At 58.4% G+C, this 16,326-nt stretch carries 13 protein-coding genes and 1 other RNA gene; 5 read left to right on the top strand and 9 right to left on the bottom strand.

All coding sequences use genetic code 11. The features are described 5' to 3' along the window. Window positions 1–3 precede the first annotated feature (3 nt). Genes RG836_RS10680 through RG836_RS10650 form a run of 7 tightly spaced genes read right to left on the bottom strand, consistent with a single transcriptional unit; the run spans window position 4 to window position 6,300 of the window. Window positions 4–1,374 (bottom strand): ATP-binding protein, encoded by a 1,371-nt coding sequence (locus tag RG836_RS10680; RefSeq protein WP_310845285.1) that lies wholly within the window; start codon window positions 1,372–1,374, stop codon window positions 4–6. After that, complete coding sequence (locus RG836_RS10675) at window positions 1,371–2,033, bottom strand: response regulator (protein ID WP_310845283.1); 663 nt, start codon at window positions 2,031–2,033, stop codon at window positions 1,371–1,373. Before RG836_RS10675 ends, RG836_RS10680 begins: the two co-directional genes overlap by 4 nt. A 10-nt stretch (window positions 2,034–2,043) precedes the next feature. Beyond that, entirely contained in the window at window positions 2,044–2,688 is a 645-nt protein-coding gene (locus RG836_RS10670; RefSeq protein ID WP_310845281.1) for a tetratricopeptide repeat protein, read from the bottom strand. Beyond that, window positions 2,685–3,494, bottom strand: coding sequence for an SDR family oxidoreductase (locus tag RG836_RS10665; protein ID WP_310845279.1), 810 nt, complete (start codon window positions 3,492–3,494; stop codon window positions 2,685–2,687). Before RG836_RS10665 ends, RG836_RS10670 begins: the two co-directional genes overlap by 4 nt. Further along, window positions 3,481–4,155 carry a TenA family transcriptional regulator gene (locus RG836_RS10660; RefSeq protein ID WP_310845277.1) on the bottom strand — a complete coding sequence of 225 codons (675 nt, stop codon included), beginning with the start codon at window positions 4,153–4,155 and terminating at the stop codon, window positions 3,481–3,483. Before RG836_RS10660 ends, RG836_RS10665 begins: the two co-directional genes overlap by 14 nt. Then, complete coding sequence (locus tag RG836_RS10655; RefSeq protein WP_310845276.1) at window positions 4,152–5,633, bottom strand: AMP-binding protein; 1,482 nt, start codon at window positions 5,631–5,633, stop codon at window positions 4,152–4,154. Before RG836_RS10655 ends, RG836_RS10660 begins: the two co-directional genes overlap by 4 nt. Continuing rightward, entirely contained in the window at window positions 5,623–6,300 is a 678-nt protein-coding gene (locus RG836_RS10650; protein WP_310845275.1) for a thermostable hemolysin, read from the bottom strand. Before RG836_RS10650 ends, RG836_RS10655 begins: the two co-directional genes overlap by 11 nt. Window positions 6,301–6,505: 205 nt before the next feature. Between RG836_RS10650 and RG836_RS10645 the strand changes: the two genes are divergently transcribed. From RG836_RS10645 to RG836_RS10625, 5 genes are all read left to right on the top strand, one after another. Continuing rightward, the gene (locus tag RG836_RS10645; RefSeq protein ID WP_310845274.1) at window positions 6,506–7,096 is read left to right on the top strand and encodes a cytochrome b; all 591 of its coding nucleotides are present in this window, start codon (window positions 6,506–6,508) and stop codon (window positions 7,094–7,096) included. A gap of 107 nt (window positions 7,097–7,203) precedes the next feature. Next, complete coding sequence (locus tag RG836_RS10640) at window positions 7,204–8,688, top strand: type I restriction-modification system subunit M (RefSeq protein ID WP_310845273.1); 1,485 nt, start codon at window positions 7,204–7,206, stop codon at window positions 8,686–8,688. Further along, complete coding sequence (locus tag RG836_RS10635) at window positions 8,685–9,854, top strand: restriction endonuclease subunit S (RefSeq protein ID WP_310845272.1); 1,170 nt, start codon at window positions 8,685–8,687, stop codon at window positions 9,852–9,854. Before RG836_RS10640 ends, RG836_RS10635 begins: the two co-directional genes overlap by 4 nt. A 44-nt stretch (window positions 9,855–9,898) precedes the next feature. Further along, window positions 9,899–11,788: a DEAD/DEAH box helicase gene (locus RG836_RS10630; RefSeq protein ID WP_310845271.1), complete on the top strand. Its 1,890-nt coding sequence runs from the start codon at window positions 9,899–9,901 to the stop codon at window positions 11,786–11,788. Beyond that, entirely contained in the window at window positions 11,789–15,265 is a 3,477-nt protein-coding gene (locus RG836_RS10625; RefSeq protein ID WP_310845269.1) for a DEAD/DEAH box helicase family protein, read from the top strand. Window positions 15,266–15,372: 107 nt separating this feature from the next. Here the strand turns inward: RG836_RS10625 and ssrA are convergent. Together ssrA and RG836_RS10615 are read right to left on the bottom strand one after the other, a co-directional pair. Then, window positions 15,373–15,769: a transfer-messenger RNA gene (gene ssrA, locus RG836_RS10620) on the bottom strand. 93 nt (window positions 15,770–15,862) lie between these two features. Beyond that, the gene (locus RG836_RS10615) at window positions 15,863–16,141 is read right to left on the bottom strand and encodes a hypothetical protein (RefSeq protein WP_310845268.1); all 279 of its coding nucleotides are present in this window, start codon (window positions 16,139–16,141) and stop codon (window positions 15,863–15,865) included. Between the last annotated feature and the right edge of the window lie 185 nt (window positions 16,142–16,326).

Raw genomic sequence — 16,326 nt, 5'->3', positions numbered from 1 at the left:
TGATCAGCCCGTGATCGGAATCTGCAAGGTCGCCCGCAAGCCGCCTTCTGGTCGGTTGACCAAGGTGACCCTGCCTCCCAATCCCGTCGCGATGGTGTTGACGATCGCCAGCCCCAATCCCGCGCCCTCCGGATTACCCCGGCTGTAGAACCGCTCGAACAACCGTGCCCGATCGACCTCTTCAATTCCTGGCCCCTGGTCCTCGACGCTCAGATGATAAAAGCCGTCGGCTTCGGTCAATTGCACGGTAATGACGCCGTGCTCCGGGGAGAAGTTGGCGGCGTTGGTGATCAGATTGTTCAGGGCGATATCGATGGCGGCTACATCGGTAACAGTACTGGTGGCGTGCGGGCGCTCGTCGAAGACCAGTTCCAGATGTTTGCTCAGCAGCCAGGGCGTGAGTTGCACCAGACTGTTGCGCACGGTTTCGCCAAGGTCGATACGTTGCCTGGCGGGAGCGATGGCCTGTGGTTCGAGGCGAGCCATGGTCAGTAACTGATTGACCAGGCGACTGGTGCGGTCGACGCCGGCGATCAGAAAGGCCAGGGACTCTCGGCGCTCCTGTTCGGTGCCAGCCTCCAGCAGATTTTGTGCGTGTACCCGCAGCACCGCCAACGGCGTGCGCATCTCGTGGGCAGCGTCGGCAATGAAACGGCGTTCACGGCCGAGCAGCTCCTGGATCTGCGCGAGCATGCGATTGAGCGCGGCCTGCATCGGTTCCAGCTCACTGGGCAGCGGAGTCAGTTGCAGCGGTTCCAGGGCACCGCTGTGCCGCGCCCGCAGGGTTGCGGCCATGTCGGCCAGCGGTTTGAGGCCCCAGCCGATGGCCAGCCAGACCATCGCCGCAAGCATCAAGCTGCCGATCACGTTCGGCCACAGCGTATGACGGACGATACGGTCGACCAGGTCTGCACGCACGTCATCACGTTCGCCGACCCAAATACGCAAGCCGTTCTGCTTGTCATCCAGAAGAAACGCACGCCAGTGACGTTTGTTCAGATCCACCACGTCACTGAAGCCTGGTTGGGTCGGCGGTGTGGTGAAGGAGGGGGCGCTGGCGGTGTGCACCAGGACTTCGCCCTGTGGGCTCCACACTTGAAACGCCAGTTTGCGTTCATAGGGGTGGCCATCACCTCTAGGCACCGCTTCGGCCAAGGTTGAGTTGAAGGCGCGGTACAAGTCCGCGTGATCCTTCCCGGCCAACGGCATGCGCATCACGCCTTGCAACAGACGCGCGTTCTGCGCCAATTGTGCGTCGTAGACTTCGGCGATTTCGTGATTGCTGTCGTGCAGGTTGAACAGGCTGAGCACCGCGAGCCCGGCGAGCATCAGGCCGATAATCAGCGTCAGGGTGCGACGGCGGATTGAAGTCATCGGCGTTCCTCCACCAGATAACCCACCCCGCGAATGGTGCGGATCAGGTCGGTGGAGAATTTCTTGCGCAGGTGGTGGATGTGCACTTCCAGCGTGTTGCTTTCGGCTTCTTCGTTCCAGCCGTAAAGCAATTGCGTCAGGTGATCCCGGGTCATGACCCGGCCCGGTGGCGACAGCAATTCGTGCAGCAGTTGATATTCCTTGGGCGTCAGCACCACCGGCTCGCCGAGATAGCTGACTTGTTGAGTACCGGGGTTGAGGCTGATGCCGGCGTGTTCGATCAGCATCTGCGCGCGTCCGGCGCTGCGTCGCAGCAGGGCGCGCAGACGCGCCTTGAGCTCGGCCAGGTCGAACGGTTTGATCAGATAGTCGTCAGCGCCGGCGTCCAGTCCGGCGATGCGGTCCTCGGTGGCGTCACGAGCGGTGAGGATCAGCACCGGCAGATTCGAGCCGCTGTCACGCAACCGGCGCAGTACCTCCAGCCCGTCCATGCGTGGCAGGCCGAGATCAAGCACCGCCAGGTCAAAGGTTTCGCTGAGCAATGCGTGCAAGGCGCTGCTGCCGTCCTTGAGCCAGTCGACGGTGTACCCTTCGCGCCCCAGCGCCTGGTGAATACCCTCGCCGAGGGCTACGTCGTCCTCGATCAGTAATAAGCGCACACCGGCTCCTTCAGTCGAGTTTCTTGTTCACGTCCACCAGCAACGCGGCGATGTCTTGGCGGCGTCCGGCATCGGCACTTTCCCGGCCTGGACGCGGCGTGGCTTGCAAGGCTTTTTGCAGCGCGGCTTTCGCCTCAGCGTAGCGTTTCTGACGGTAGAGGTGATCGCCCCAGAAGTACAGGCTGTCGATCCCCTCAGGGTTTAGTTGCAGAGCCTGCTTGAGCAGTTGCTCGGCCTTGTCGCTGTCACCGAAACCGATGGGCCAGCCCGGCACCCGGTCGTACAACGCGGCGAGGCTGGTGGAGGCCGACCCCTGCAGCGCTTTGGGGTCCAGGGTCAGGGATTTTTCCAGGTCAGCCTTCGCCTCCTTGGCCTTGCTCAACGCCCCGAGCCCACCTTCGGCACCTGCCCAACTGCTGGTGACGATACCTTTCCAGATCCAGGCCTCGGCGAGGGCTGGACGTTCGGACGTGAAGTTCGTCGCCTGGGCGGCCAGTTGTTCGAACGCGGCGGCGCGCTGTTTCTCCGGTGTTTCGTACTGGATGCGCGCCCAACTTTGCTGAAGGCTGGTCAGGCGTTGCTGATCAGCGGCATCCAGCGCCCAGACACTTTGACTGAGGGCGCCCACCATCAAGCATGCGAAGAGTTTTTTCATGGTTTTAGTGTCTCGTTATCGGGGTTTTCACTGAGGCGACGGATCAACGGCAATTGCTTGCGCAGGCCGCGATCCACCAGGTTGGGCAGCAGGCTGTTGAGGCGCACAAAAAAGCGCTCCGGCCAGCCCAGGTAAAGGTCGCGACGATCCCCCGCGATGGCATGGATCACGGCGGCGGCCACGGCTTGCGGGTCGTCGACACTGGCTTTGAGCGCGTCATTCAGCGCTTGGGCGGCGGGGCTGTTCATGGTTGTGCGAGTGGCACGCGGTGCCACGTACAGCACGCCAACCCGCGTGTCCGCCAGCTCCCGGCGCAAGGCTTCGGAAAACCCGCGCAGCGCAAACTTGGTCGCGCAGTAACTGGCATAGCCGGGGTAACCAATCGAGCCGTAAGTCGAGCCCACGTTGACCACTGTGGCGCTGTCGGCCTGCTTGAGCAGCGGCAGCAGCAGTTTGGTCAGGCAGATCGGTGCGCTAATGTTCACTGCCAGCATGCCGTTGATCTCGCTGTCGTCCAGTTGCTCCAGCATGGCGAAGTGATTGACCCCGGCCGCGTTGATCAGCAGATTGGTGCCGCCCATGGTCTCAGCGGCGGCCAACACCTTGTGCCGGTCGCTGAGCAGCGTCAGGTCGGCGGCGACACAGTGCAGGCGCTGCGGGAACTGGTCGAGCAGCGGGCGCAGCGTTTGTTCATCCCGGGAAACCGCCAGCACTTGCGCACCGGCGACGCACAGGGCACGAGTGATGGCCAGGCCAATGCCACCGCTGGCGCCGGTCATGACCACGCGGGCCTCATGCAGCTGCATGTTCAGTCTCCGTATCGCGAGGCAGGCCGCGGAACATATCGGTATAGAGCCGATAGACCACTTTCGACGCATGGATCACTGCCTGCTGGTCTTCAGGGTCTTCGAGCCGGTTCATCAGTCGTCGATAGGTCTGCATGTGCTCAATGTCGAGCGAACCGTGGGAACTGAGGTAGCTGAACGCGGTTTCTGGCAGCGCCAGGCGCTCACGGATGCTGCCCGCTGCATGGGTGGCCAAGGCGATGCTGGTGCCCTCCAGCACATTGACCATGCCAAACAGTGCCACCGGGTTGCCCCGGGCGATCAGGTCGTAGAGGAAGCTGACCATCAGCTCGATGGGCAATGACGGGGCACCGTCGCGCACCGCGTCGCGATCACCGCCACATGCGGCGATATCGTCGAGTACCCACTGCTCGTGGCCGTATTCGTCTTCAATGTATTCGCACACCGCTTTGCGCAGCCATTCCAGGCGAGAGGGCAGGCGCGCGCCGCACGCCATCATCAGCGGTACGGTGTGACGAACGTGGTAGTAGGCCTGCGCGAGAAATGCCCGATAGCTTTCCAGGCTGACCTTGCCTTGCAGCGCATCAATGATGATCGGCAAGTTGAACAACTCGTGGCGTTCCTGTTGTGTGGCTTCTTGCAGGGTGTCGAAAAAACTCATGAGGCAGATTCCTTCGAAAGGGTGTGTTCAGTCAGTTGCGCGCGGTAGTGCGCGACGATGGCGTCGCGGCGCGGGCGGCCATTGGCGGTCAGCAGGCCATTGGTGGCGGTAAAGGGGTGCGCCAGGCGTGTCCAGTGATGCACCTGGGCGTAATCGGGCAAGGTCCGGTTGGCGGCGCTGACAGCGGCAGCCAGTTCTGCATCGCTGCATTCCTTACGGCTGGGCCAAAGCAACGCGTGGTTGTGCGGCAAGGCTTCGCCGTACACGAAAGCCTGAGCGATCTGGCCACGCTGGGTCAGTTCCGACTCGACCCATTCCGGGTTGACGTTGCGCCCGAAGCTGGTGACGAACTGATGCTTCTTGCGGCCCTTGAGGTAGAGAAAACCGTCTGCGTCGAACTCGCCCAGATCGCCACTCGGCCACCATTGATCGGCGAGTGCCGGTTCACCCAAATAACCCAGCAAGGTCGAACCCTTGATCAACACCTCACCGTCTTCGGCCAGGCGCACCTCGACGTGCGGCAACGGCTGGCCGACACTGCCCGGCCGCTGTGCGCCAGGACGATTGAGACAGACCACCGATGCACATTCGGACAAGCCGTAACCTTCGTACACCGGCAGGCCGATGCGTTGAGCGCGGTGCAGCAGATCCTCGGAGACCCGTGCCCCACCGACGGCGGCAAAACGCAGTGATCGCGGATCGAAGGCGCCCTGTTCAGCGGCGCTGACCAGCAGTAAAAGCAGTTGCGGCACCAGGATCAGACTGTCCGGTGCGCGGCTGGCCAGGCTGCCCAACCATTGCGGCAGATCAACGCCGCTGGCGCCCTGGATGCCCAGGTTTTTCTGGCTCGGCAGACTCAGCGTCGCACCAGCGTAAAGTGCGGCGTAACAACCGAGGTTTTCCAGCAAGATCGACAGCGGCAGAAGCGTCAGGTGATGTCGTGGATCAGTGGGTTTGCTCGCCTGATCCAGTTCCCGCGCCACGCGCAGCAGACTGTCGGCACTCAGGCACACGCCTTTCGGGGTGCCGGTGGTGCCTGAGGTGAACGTCAGTTTGGCGGTGCCGGCGGGCAAGCGGCTGACGCCTGTAAACGTGCGACACCAGAACTCTCCGTGTTTTTCATAACCGGCGGCTAGCAGTTCAAATTCCAGCGCCGGTTCGCTGATCACCCGTTCGGCCTGACTCTGCTCCAGGCAATGGGCGCGTTGCGCCTGGCTAAAAAACGGTGGCAACGTCACGCAGATCACGCCTTCGAAAAGCGCTGCCAAATCCCAAAGCATCGCTTCGACGCCGTTATCCAGCGCCAGGGCAATAACCTTCACGCGTTCATCGCGCAAGTGCTGCTGGCGATACATCACCTCGACGTACAGCATTGTGTAGTCGATCTTCAGCGTGTCGCCCCACAGCGCGATGCTGCCGTCGTTGCGCCCGGCATGGCTGCGCAGCGCTTCATGGAATCGTTGGCGTTCAAGCGACATGACAGGCTCCTTCATTCCAGGTTGGCAATCCCAGCCGAGCGAACAGGCCGATGTTGCGCAAATGAATAAAACCGGCGCGGATGTTGCCGACGTGCACCCAGGGTTTGCTCTCGTAGTAACTGCCCCAGTGATGGCGGTCATCGCCCAGGCGCTGCGGATCGGCAGCGCAGAGCGTCACGGGTTTCAGGCCAAGACGATGGAAACTGTTGACCAGACCGATGTTGCCGGTGAAGGTCACCCATTCCAGGCCGCCCATGGCCAGAACATAGGTGATCGCGATGATGCTCAAGCGCGCGCTGCCGGTATCGCTGGCGGCCAGGTTGCCCACTTCGACAATGCCCTCGCGACAAACGGGGCGGTCGGCGGCCGCGCTGATCAGCGGCTCGATCGGCCCATCCAGGTAACGTTCGAGAAACAGCGGCTCAAGATGCGCACGACGCACCCCGGCCAATGCACACAGTTCGCCAGAACCGTTTTGCACACCAAACAGCTCGGGCATGAAGTGGCGGATGTCGGCGCCATGCGCCTTGCGAAAGCGTTGTTGGATAAACGCTTCGAACACGGCCCGCTGATCGTCTCCCGCCAGAGCGTTCGATAACCGCATGGGCGGATTTTCGGCCTGACCGAAGTACAACGGCAGAGGGATGTTCCAATGGAAATCGGGCATGGGCTGGACGCCTCCCTCAACTGATTTGAGCGGAGTATCCAGTCCGTTTCTTAACGAAGTCTGAAGGTGAAAAAGATTAACGAAGCGCCTATCTTCAGACTGCCTTAAGACACCCAGGGCAGGGTGAAGCAGTCGGCTTGCCCGACAACCGAACGGCGACGGCCAAACCGCTCCATCGTCGCCCCTGACAATAATGAGGCGCCTTATGACCCGCGACATCTCCGTAGACCGCTATGGCAAACTCTCGATCACCCTGCACTGGCTGATGCTGGCGCTGTTCGTCGGCGTATACGCCTGCGTCGAAATCAAAAGCTTCATGCCCCGAGGCAGCGAAGCGCGCGGCCTGCTCATGGGCTTACATGGCGTGTTCGGCGCGAGCATCTTCATCCTGGTGTGGCTCCGCCTGTTCGCCCGCCTGACCCCGCGCCCGCCCATCACCCCCCAACCACCCGCCTGGCAGACCGGCATCGCCCACCTGATGCACCTGGCCCTGTACGGGTTAATGATCGCCACTCCAATCCTCGCCTGGCTGATGCTCGCCGCCGGCGATAAACCATTCCCGTACTTCGGCTTCCATATACCCGCGCCAATCTCTGTCGATCCCGACCTGGCCAAGCGAATCAAATACTGGCATGAGCTGATTGGCAGCACGGGCTATTGGTTAATCGGCCTGCACGCGGCTGCCGGGTTGTTTCATCACTATTGGGTGAGGGATAACACGTTGGTAAGGATGATGGTTCGGCGAAAGGCGGAGGTGAGGGGGAGTAGTTTTGTACCTGACAGCCTCACCCGCTGATCGTTACACTGCGCGCACCTTTTCAGGCTGGCGTTTATCCGGCTTGGCTATTGCCCACAGTGTGTCTTCGCAGGGCATTAATTCCATTATTCAGGTAGTTATCAGTAGTGATCACAGGCGCTATCAAATCCCAAGTTGACCAGATCTGGAATGCGTTCTGGAGCGGCGGTATTTCCAATCCCATGGAAGTCATCGAACAGATGACCTACCTGCTGTTTATCAAGCGTCTCGACGAGCTGCAGACGGTTAAGGAGCGCAAGGCAGCGCGCACCGGGCTGCCAATTGATAAACCGATTTTCAGCCCCTATCAGGCCCATTTGCGCTGGGCGGCGTTCAAGGCACTGGGTGATCCTGCCAGTTTGTACGCGCTGATTGCCGACAAGGTCTTCCCTTTCATCAAGTCGCTGGGCGGCGAAGATGGCGAGTCCACCTACGCCGGGCATATGAAAGATGCGCGTTTCACCATTCCGAACCCGGCACTGCTGGTCAAGGTGGTGGACATGCTCGATGCCATCCCCATGGAAGATCGCGACACCAAGGGCGACCTCTACGAATATATGCTCGGTAAGATCGCCAGTGCTGGGAAGAACGGTCAGTTCCGCACGCCTCGGCACATCATCAAAATGATGGTCGAGATGATGGCCCCCAAACCGTCCGACACCATTTGCGACCCGGCCTGCGGTACAGCTGGTTTTCTCGTGGCGGCTGCCGAATACCTCAACACCCACCACAGCCAGGAGCTGTATCAGGACGCGGCCAGCGCCAAACGCTTTAATCACGACACCTTCCATGGCTTCGACTTCGACAGCACCATGCTCCGTGTTGGCTCGATGAACATGCTGCTGCACGGAGTGGAAAACCCGGCGATTGAAAACCGTGACTCGCTCAGCGAAGGCCACGCTGGCGTCGAAGGGCAGTTCAGTTTGATTTTGGCTAATCCGCCGTTTGCCGGCAGCCTGGATTACGAGAGCTGCGCCAAGGATCTGCAGCAGATTGTTAAAACCAAAAAGACCGAGCTATTGTTTCTCGCCTTGTTCCTACGCGTCATGAAGGCAGGAGGCCGCGCAGCGGTGATCGTACCGGACGGCGTGCTATTCGGGGCCAGCAAGGCTCACAAGACGCTACGACGGATGCTAGTGGAAGAGCACAAGCTTGACGGTATCGTCTCCATGCCCTCTGGGGTGTTCCGCCCTTATGCTGGGGTATCCACCGCTATTTTGCTGTTTACCAAAACCAACTCTGGCGGCACCGATAACGTCTGGTTCTACAACATGCAGGCCGACGGCTATTCTCTGGACGATAAACGCAGCGAGTTGGATACGAGTAAACATAACAGCAACAACATACCTGACATAATCGCCCGCTGGCATAACTGTGCCGACGAAACCAGCCGCACGCGTACCGAGCAGAGCTTTCTGGTGCCCAAGGCGGAAATCGTCGGCAACGACTATGACCTGTCAATCAACCGCTACAAGGAGGTAGTGTACGAACAAGTGCAGCACGATGCGCCGCATAAAATTCTGGAAGAGTTGAAGGCGCTGGAGGCAGAGATTATGCAGGGGATGGATGAACTGGAGGGGATGTTGCTGTGACCTCAAACTATCTCACCCGACTAGGCGATTTCGCCAAAGAAATAAGTCGCAGGGCTGGTTCAGAGGCGAACCTCCCCGTTTACTCAGTCACTAAGCATCAAGGGTTCGTTCCAAGTCTGGAATACTTCAAGAAGCAGGTTTTCAGTCGAGACACCAAAGGGTACAAGATGGTTGCTGCGGGTGAGCTGGCCTATGCAACCATCCATCTGGACGAAGGTTCTATCGGGGTTTGCCCTAAACTCTCACTAATAAGTCCGATGTATACGGTCTTTAGCGTCGATGAAACCAAAGCAGACGCTACTTACCTTGAGCGCTTTCTGAAGTCACCAAAGGCTCTCTCAGCTTACCCAACACTTTCTAAAGGATCAGTGCACCGGCGCGCTGCAATTTCATTCGCCAGGCTTGCCGAGCTACCTGTCCCGCTCCCCCCACTCCCCGAACAACGCCGTATCACGGCGATTCTGGGCAAGGCCGACGCGCTGCGCGCCAAGCGCCGCGAAGCCATCGCCAAGCTCGATCAACTGCTGAAATCCGTGTTTCTGGAGATGTTCGGCGACACTACGGTGGCGACCACATCAGTAGCTGGGCTTGCACCTTCTGCGGGTGCTATTCGGACAGGTCCCTTTGGCAGTCAATTACTGCATAGCGAGTTTGTTGATCACGGCATCGCTGTCCTCGGTATAGATAACGCCGTATCCAATGCTTTTGCATGGGCGAAGCCCAGATTCATTACGGAAGAAAAATATTCGCAGCTCTCTCGCTATCGGGTTAATCCAGGCGACGTACTAATCACGATCATGGGGACTTGTGGGCGATGCGCTGTTGTCCCTGACGACATACCAACCGCGATTAACACAAAGCACCTCTGCTGCATTACGATCGACCGCACGCGTTGCGATCCGGAGTTTTTGCACTCGTACTTCCTCTTGCATCCGGTTGCCCGGAACTATCTTGAGAGTCGAGCAAAAGGTGCAATCATGGCCGGGCTCAATATGGGGATCATAAAAGAACTCCCGGTTGCGTTACCTTCGATAGAAAAACAACGGCATTTTGTTTCAATCAAGAAGTCGTTAGGGCGCCAGCTTGAACAAGCCTTAACTCAAGAAAACCGCTTCGACGAGCTATTTGCTGGGCTACAACAACATGCTTTTGCAGGTACGCTCTAAGTCATGCACAGTGCCCCAGCACGCCAAGGAACAGGCAACCCCATATGGCTCAATTCTTTCCCGCCCGCACCACCTGCCGCTTCGATACACCGGGTGAACGCCGGCTGGCCGAGCGCCTGGAGAAGAAGCTCGAAGACGACTACCTGTGCTGGTTCAATGTCCCGGTGGGGCCAAAAGCCCTGCAGCCGGACTTTGTGCTGTTGCATCCGTTGCGCGGGCTGCTGGTGCTGGAGGCTAAGGACTGGAAGCTCGACACTATCCAGAGTATGGATCGCGACCAGGCGAGAATTTATGCCGACGGGCTGCTGAAGACCGTCAAGAACCCCATGCTGCAGGCGCGGGCATATGCCATGGAAGTGGCGATGATGTTGCAAAGGGATCCAGCGCTGAAGCAGCCCGTCGGTTCGCCGTATGCAGGCAACCTCATCATGCCCTTCGGTTGGGGCGTAGTAATGACGGCGATTACCCGTAAGCAATTTGAGCAGACTAACCTGGCCGAGGTGCTGAATCCGCAACAGGTACTGTTTCAAGATGAAATAACCGAGGTAGTCGACGCTGAAGCCTTCCAGCAAAGGCTCTGGAATATGTTCCAGCATATTTTCCCTTGCCAATTGAGCCTGCCGCAGATTGACCGCGTGCGCTATCACCTGTACCCCGAGGTGCGCGTAAACACGCTGCCGGGGCAGTTCGGTTTGTTCGCAGAACAGCACGCGCCACTTCCAACGTTGATCAAGGTCATGGACTTGCAGCAGGAGCAACTGGCGCGCTCGCTGGGCGAGGGGCATCGGGTGATTCATGGCGCGGCCGGCTCCGGCAAGACTATGATTCTCGGGTACCGCTGTGCGCATCTGGCACAGGTGTCAAATAAGCCGGTGTTGGTACTTTGTTACAACAAATCCCTGGCCGGGCGCTTGCAACAGGTGCTGGCCGAGCGCGGCCTGAGCGATAAGGTCACGGTGCGCAACTTCCACGCCTGGTGCTCAGACATGCTCACGGCGTTTAACGTCGATCGCCCGGCGCAGAATTTGTCGATCAATGTGAAGATGGCGCAGATGGTCGAGAACACGATCGATGGTGTCGACCGCGGACAAATCCCCCGTGCTCAGTATGCGGCAGTGCTGATCGACGAAGGCCACGACTTCCAGCCGGAGTGGTTCAAGCTGGTGGTGCAAATGATCGACCCCGAGAGTAATTCGCTGCTGGTGCTGTATGACGATGCGCAGTCTATCTATCGCGGCAAGGGCGGGAAAAGCGGCATGGATTTCAGCTTCGCGAGTGTCGGTATCCAGGCTCAGGGGCGTACCACCATCCTGCGCTTGAATTACCGTAACACCGTGGAGGTGTTGTCGGTGGCGCGGGCTTTTGCCATTGAGCTGCTGACCGCCCGCGATGCTGCCGAAGATGGCGTGCCAATTGTCGCGCCTCAAAGTGCTGGCCGACGGGGCGCATTCCCTGAGCTGCTACGTTGTGATTCCGACTGGCAGGAATACAACTGCATCGTCGAGCGCATCCGCGATGAGCAAGGTCGGGGCCGTGCGTTGGATGATATGGCGGTGATCTACCGCAGCACCGCCCAGGCCCAGCGAGTCGAGCGCGCTTTGAATGAGGCTGGCATTAACTTCGCCTCGGGCCAGTCGGCCAAGGGTCGGGGGACGTTGTATGGCCGTGAGGATGCAGTCAAGATCGTCAGCATGCATTCGAGCAAGGGCTTGGAGTTCGGCCTGGTGCTGATCCCCAGTCTGGGTGACATGCCAAAAAAGGGCGAAGACGAGGTCGACGAGGCGCGTTTGCTGTATGTGGCAATGACCCGCGCAATTGATCGGCTGGTAATGACCTATCGCGGACCTTCCAGTTTTACTCGCAGAATTCAGGACTCAATCGGCAGCGTGCGCCAGCATTTGGCCGAGATGGACTCACAGAAGGCAGCCAGCTAAATGAGCAACTTTGAATTTCTCCTCCCTGAATTCAAAACGCTGTTTGAGCCGGCCAAAGGCGCAGAGCAATTGGTGTACTCCGATCCGCGTGCCTGCTGCATGCGTACCCGTCATGCGCTGGAGCAGACGGTGCACTGGCTGTACGAGCATGATCGCGACCTGCGCATGCCTTACGATAACGGTCTTAATCTGCTGCTGACTCAGGTGGAGTTCGTTCGCCTGCTGCCTCCGCAAATTCATCAAAAGACTCGCTTGATTCAGAAGTTTGGCAATCAGGCGGTGCATTCCAATCAAGCGATTGGCTACAGCGATGCGATGCGGCTGGTGCGCGAGTTGTTTCACGTGTTGTTCTGGCTGGGACGCACCTATACCCGCGCCAGTGACCCGAAAAGTATCGACGCTTCGTTTGACGAAAAACGTGTGCCTCAGCTCGTTAGCATAAATGAGGCAGTTGCCTTTACACGTGCGGAACTGAAAAAGCAGGAAGCCAAATTCCAAGAGCAGATTGCGGCCCAGCACGGCACCCTTGAAGCCCGAGAGGCGGCGATCGCCGAGCAAGCCGCAACCCTAAGTGAGCGCGAGTCGCTGCTGGCGCGACTGGATGCTGAGCTGGTTGCCACCCGAGCGGCGCTGGCCCAGGCCAAGGCGACCAATATCGCAGTGCCGGATAACCATGATTACGACGAGGCCGACACCCGCCGTTTGTTTATCGATGTGCTGCTGCGCGAGGCCGGTTGGGAATTGGGCAAAAACGCTGACGCTGAAGTGCCAGTCAGCGGCATGCCCAACGGGCAAGGTGAAGGTTTTGTCGATTACGTGCTGTGGGGTGCCAACGGCAGACCATTGGCGGTGGTGGAAGCTAAGCGCAGCCTTAAAGACCCGGACGTGGGGCAGCAGCAAGCCAAGTTGTACGCCGATTGCCTGGAAGCCGAGAAGGGCCAGCGGCCGCTGATTTTCTACAGCAACGGTAACCACACCTGGCTGTGGGACGACCGCCGTGCGCCGCCACGCGAAGTGCAGGGTTTTTACACCCGCGATGAGCTGGAGTTGGCGATTCAGCGGCGCAGCCTGCAAACCGACGTGCGCGAACTGCCGATCAATAGCGAGATTGTTGAGCGGGCGTATCAACACCGGGCGATTCGAGCGATGACCGAATCACTGAGTCAGGGCCGCCGCGCCGGTTTGCTAACCATGGCCACCGGCACTGGTAAGACACGGATGTCGATTGCCCTGATCGAGCTGTTGATGCGGGGTAACTGGGTCAAGCGCGTGCTGTTTCTGGCTGACCGGGTAGCCCTGGTAAAACAAGCCGCAAATGCCTTCAAGGAGTTCCTGCCGGACTCCAGTCCTGTCAATCTTGTTACCGACAAAAATGGCCGAGGTCGGGTGTATCTGTGCACCTATCCGACCATGATGGGTTTGATCGACCAGATGGAGGGCGACCGTCGCAAGTACGGCGTTGGCCATTTCGACCTGATCGTGATCGACGAGGCGCACCGCAGTGTTTACCAGAAGTACGGCGCGATTTTCCGTTACTTCGACAGTTATCTAGTGGGCCTGACCGCTACCCCGCGTGACGAAGTGGATCGCGATACCTATCACCTTTTCGGTCTGGAAACAGGTGTACCGACCGATGCCTACGGGCTGAATGAAGCGGTGGATGATGGTTATCTAGTGCCGCCCAAGGCTTATTCGGTGCCGATCAAGTTTGTTCGCGAAGGCATCCGGTACGACCAGCTCAGCGATGATGAGAAAGAGCATTGGGAGTCGCTGGATTGGGGCGATTACAGTGCCGAAGGTGATGCACCTACCGAGGTGCTAGCTTCTGAGGTCAACAAGCAGCTATTCAACGAGCCAACCGTTGACCTCATGCTAAAACACTTGATGCAAAATGGCCTGACAGTGGAGGGTGGCGACAAGCTCGGCAAGACCATTATTTTTGCAGTGAACCAAAAGCACGCCGATTTTATCGCACGGCGCTTCAATCATCACTACCCGCACTTTAAGGGGGAGTTTGCCCGGGTGATCACCCATGCAGTGAGTTATGCGCAGACCCTGATCGATGACTTCAGCAGCAAGCTGAACAAGCAGCCGCAGATCGCCATTTCCGTGGATATGCTCGATACCGGCATCGACGTACCACAGGTGCTGAATTTAGTGTTCTTCAAGGCCGTTCGCTCAAAGGTGAAGTTCTTGCAGATGATCGGCCGCGGCACGCGCCTATGCCCGGACCTGTTTGCGCCGGGCGTGCATAAGCGCGAGTTCGCCATCTTCGATTTCTGCGCCAACTTCGAATACTTCAACGAAAACCCCAACGGCGCTTTGGGCGGTACGGCCGAACCGCTAGGCAAGCGGTTGTTCAAAGCGCGGCTGGATCTGCTGTCGTTGTTAGCCCCGAAGGACGTTCGCGAGCCTGTTGATTTGGCGGAAACCAGGGGCGGGTACGATGCCTTTGTCGAACTGCGCAGGGAGTTGACCGACGAGCTGCACGACGAAGTCGCGGCGATGAACAAGGACAACTTCATCGTGCGTACCGAACTTGAGCACGTAACCCGCTTTGCCGAGCGTGAAGTTTGGAATGCGCTGGATGATGCAGCGCTGGGTGATCTGCGCAGTCACGTCGCCGGCTTGCCGAGTGAGCGCGCTCCTGAGCACATCACCGCCAAGTTGTTCGATCTCCTGTGCCTGAATTTGCAGCTGGCGTTACTTCGCTCGACCAGCGACTTCGTGACGTATCGTGACAAGGTGGTCGAGCTGGCCAGCCAGTTAGAAGTGATGGACAGCATTCCGGCAGTGCATGCTGAACTTGCGTTGCTTCAGGACGTGCAAACCGACGAGTACTGGCAGGACATCCGCTTGCCGATGCTTGAGCAACTGCGGCGCAAGATGCGCGAGCTGATCAAGTTTATCGAACGCCGCCCGAGCAACCCCGTTTATAGCGTGCTGAGCGACGAAATTGGCGAAGCGACGGTGGTCAACCTGAAGGATTTCAACACTGGCATCAATCTGGAGCAGTACAAGAAAAAGGTCGAAGCCTATATCCGTGGCAACGAGAATCACGTGGCAATCGCCAAGCTCAAATTCAACCGGCCGCTGACACCGAGCGACCTGAGCGAGCTGGAGCATTTTGTCTACGAGTCGGAACCGGTTCAGAGTCGCGAGCAATTCGAACAGTGCTATGGCGCTGACCAGCCGCTGACTCTGTTGATCCGCTCATTGGTAGGCTTGGACCGTAACGCCGCAAAAGAGGCTTTCGGTCAATTCCTCGACGAGAACCGCTACAGCAGTCAGCAGATTCGTTTTGTTGAAATGATCATTGATCGTCTAACGCGGCAGGGAGTAATGGAAGCGGGTCAACTCTATGAACCGCCGTTTACCGCACTGCATCATGAGGGATTAGATGGCGCGTTTGGCGACGCTGATGCTAACGCTATCATTTCAGTCATCGCCTCAATTAAACGCAGTGCTGCCGCCTAGGGTAGTGACTCAATTTTGAGCGTAGCCAGAATCGCTATGGTCTTCGGATTGACGTCCGGATTCCAGGCACAAAAAAAGACGTCCATGGACGTCTTTAGATGTTGAAGTGGTGGAGCCGGGGGGATTTGAACCCCCGTCCGCCAGTACTCCGCTGTCGGTACTACATGCGTAGCCGTGTCTATTAAGTTAACCCTCAGCGACCCGACGGGCAGGGTGCTTTGGGCGAGTTGTGTAAGTTTTAGCCGCTTCGTCCACAACGTACTGCACGGCGATTCTGTTCTATATGACAATCACTTTGGGTTTACAGACATCCCCTGGTGATTGCTGGACCCGAAGGTACCAGAAGCTCAGGTCTAAAGCTGCTTACGCAGCGAGAGAGAATTCCTGGCCGTAGTTTTCGTCATTGGCAACTATAAGTAGTTGCAACAGTGGATTTACGAGTTCTGTTACCAACTCGGCATGCACCTAAAGTTTCGCAACCGGCGTCGAATCCTAAACGGCCCCGAACTCATTGCTCATGAATCTAGTGAGCAACAAGCCTGTGCAGTGTACGCCAACCCGAAGCGGAAGGCCAACCCGAAGGTTGGCCGGCCGTGATTACGGCTTAGGCTGATTGCTCAGCTTGTCGAGGCGGTTGAGCGCCTGGGTCGCTTCGGTGACGCATTTTTTATCGTCGTTGGCAGCTTTAGCCGATTCGGCTTCGCCCTGCATGCGCTTGATTTCCATCGTGGTGTTTTCGGAGGTGGCCGGCAGCGACGTGACCTTGTCCTTGAGCTCTTGGAGCTTGATGGTGCACAGGTCGTTATCGGCGGCAAAAACCGGCGAGGCCAACATTGCAACGGAAATGAACAGACCTGCGAGTGCGGTACGTTTCATGGGTATCTCCTTGAACGTTTGGTCTCGGTGCTGGGCACTGGATGGGCCGGCACGTCGAGTCAGTGATAAGCCTGGTCAACCGGGCTTACACAGATGACTGCGACAGCTCGCAGGAATTCGCTTTTTTCTCAAAAAGGTATGAAAAACCTGTCTTTTGGACGGAAAAGCACTAAAAAGGGGCGCAA

The organism is Pseudomonas rhizozeae (assembly GCF_031583775.1).
Taxonomy (GTDB): domain Bacteria; phylum Pseudomonadota; class Gammaproteobacteria; order Pseudomonadales; family Pseudomonadaceae; genus Aquipseudomonas.
The sequence above is the reverse complement of the archived record's forward strand: the minus strand, read 5'-3'. Positions and strand labels throughout refer to the sequence as shown.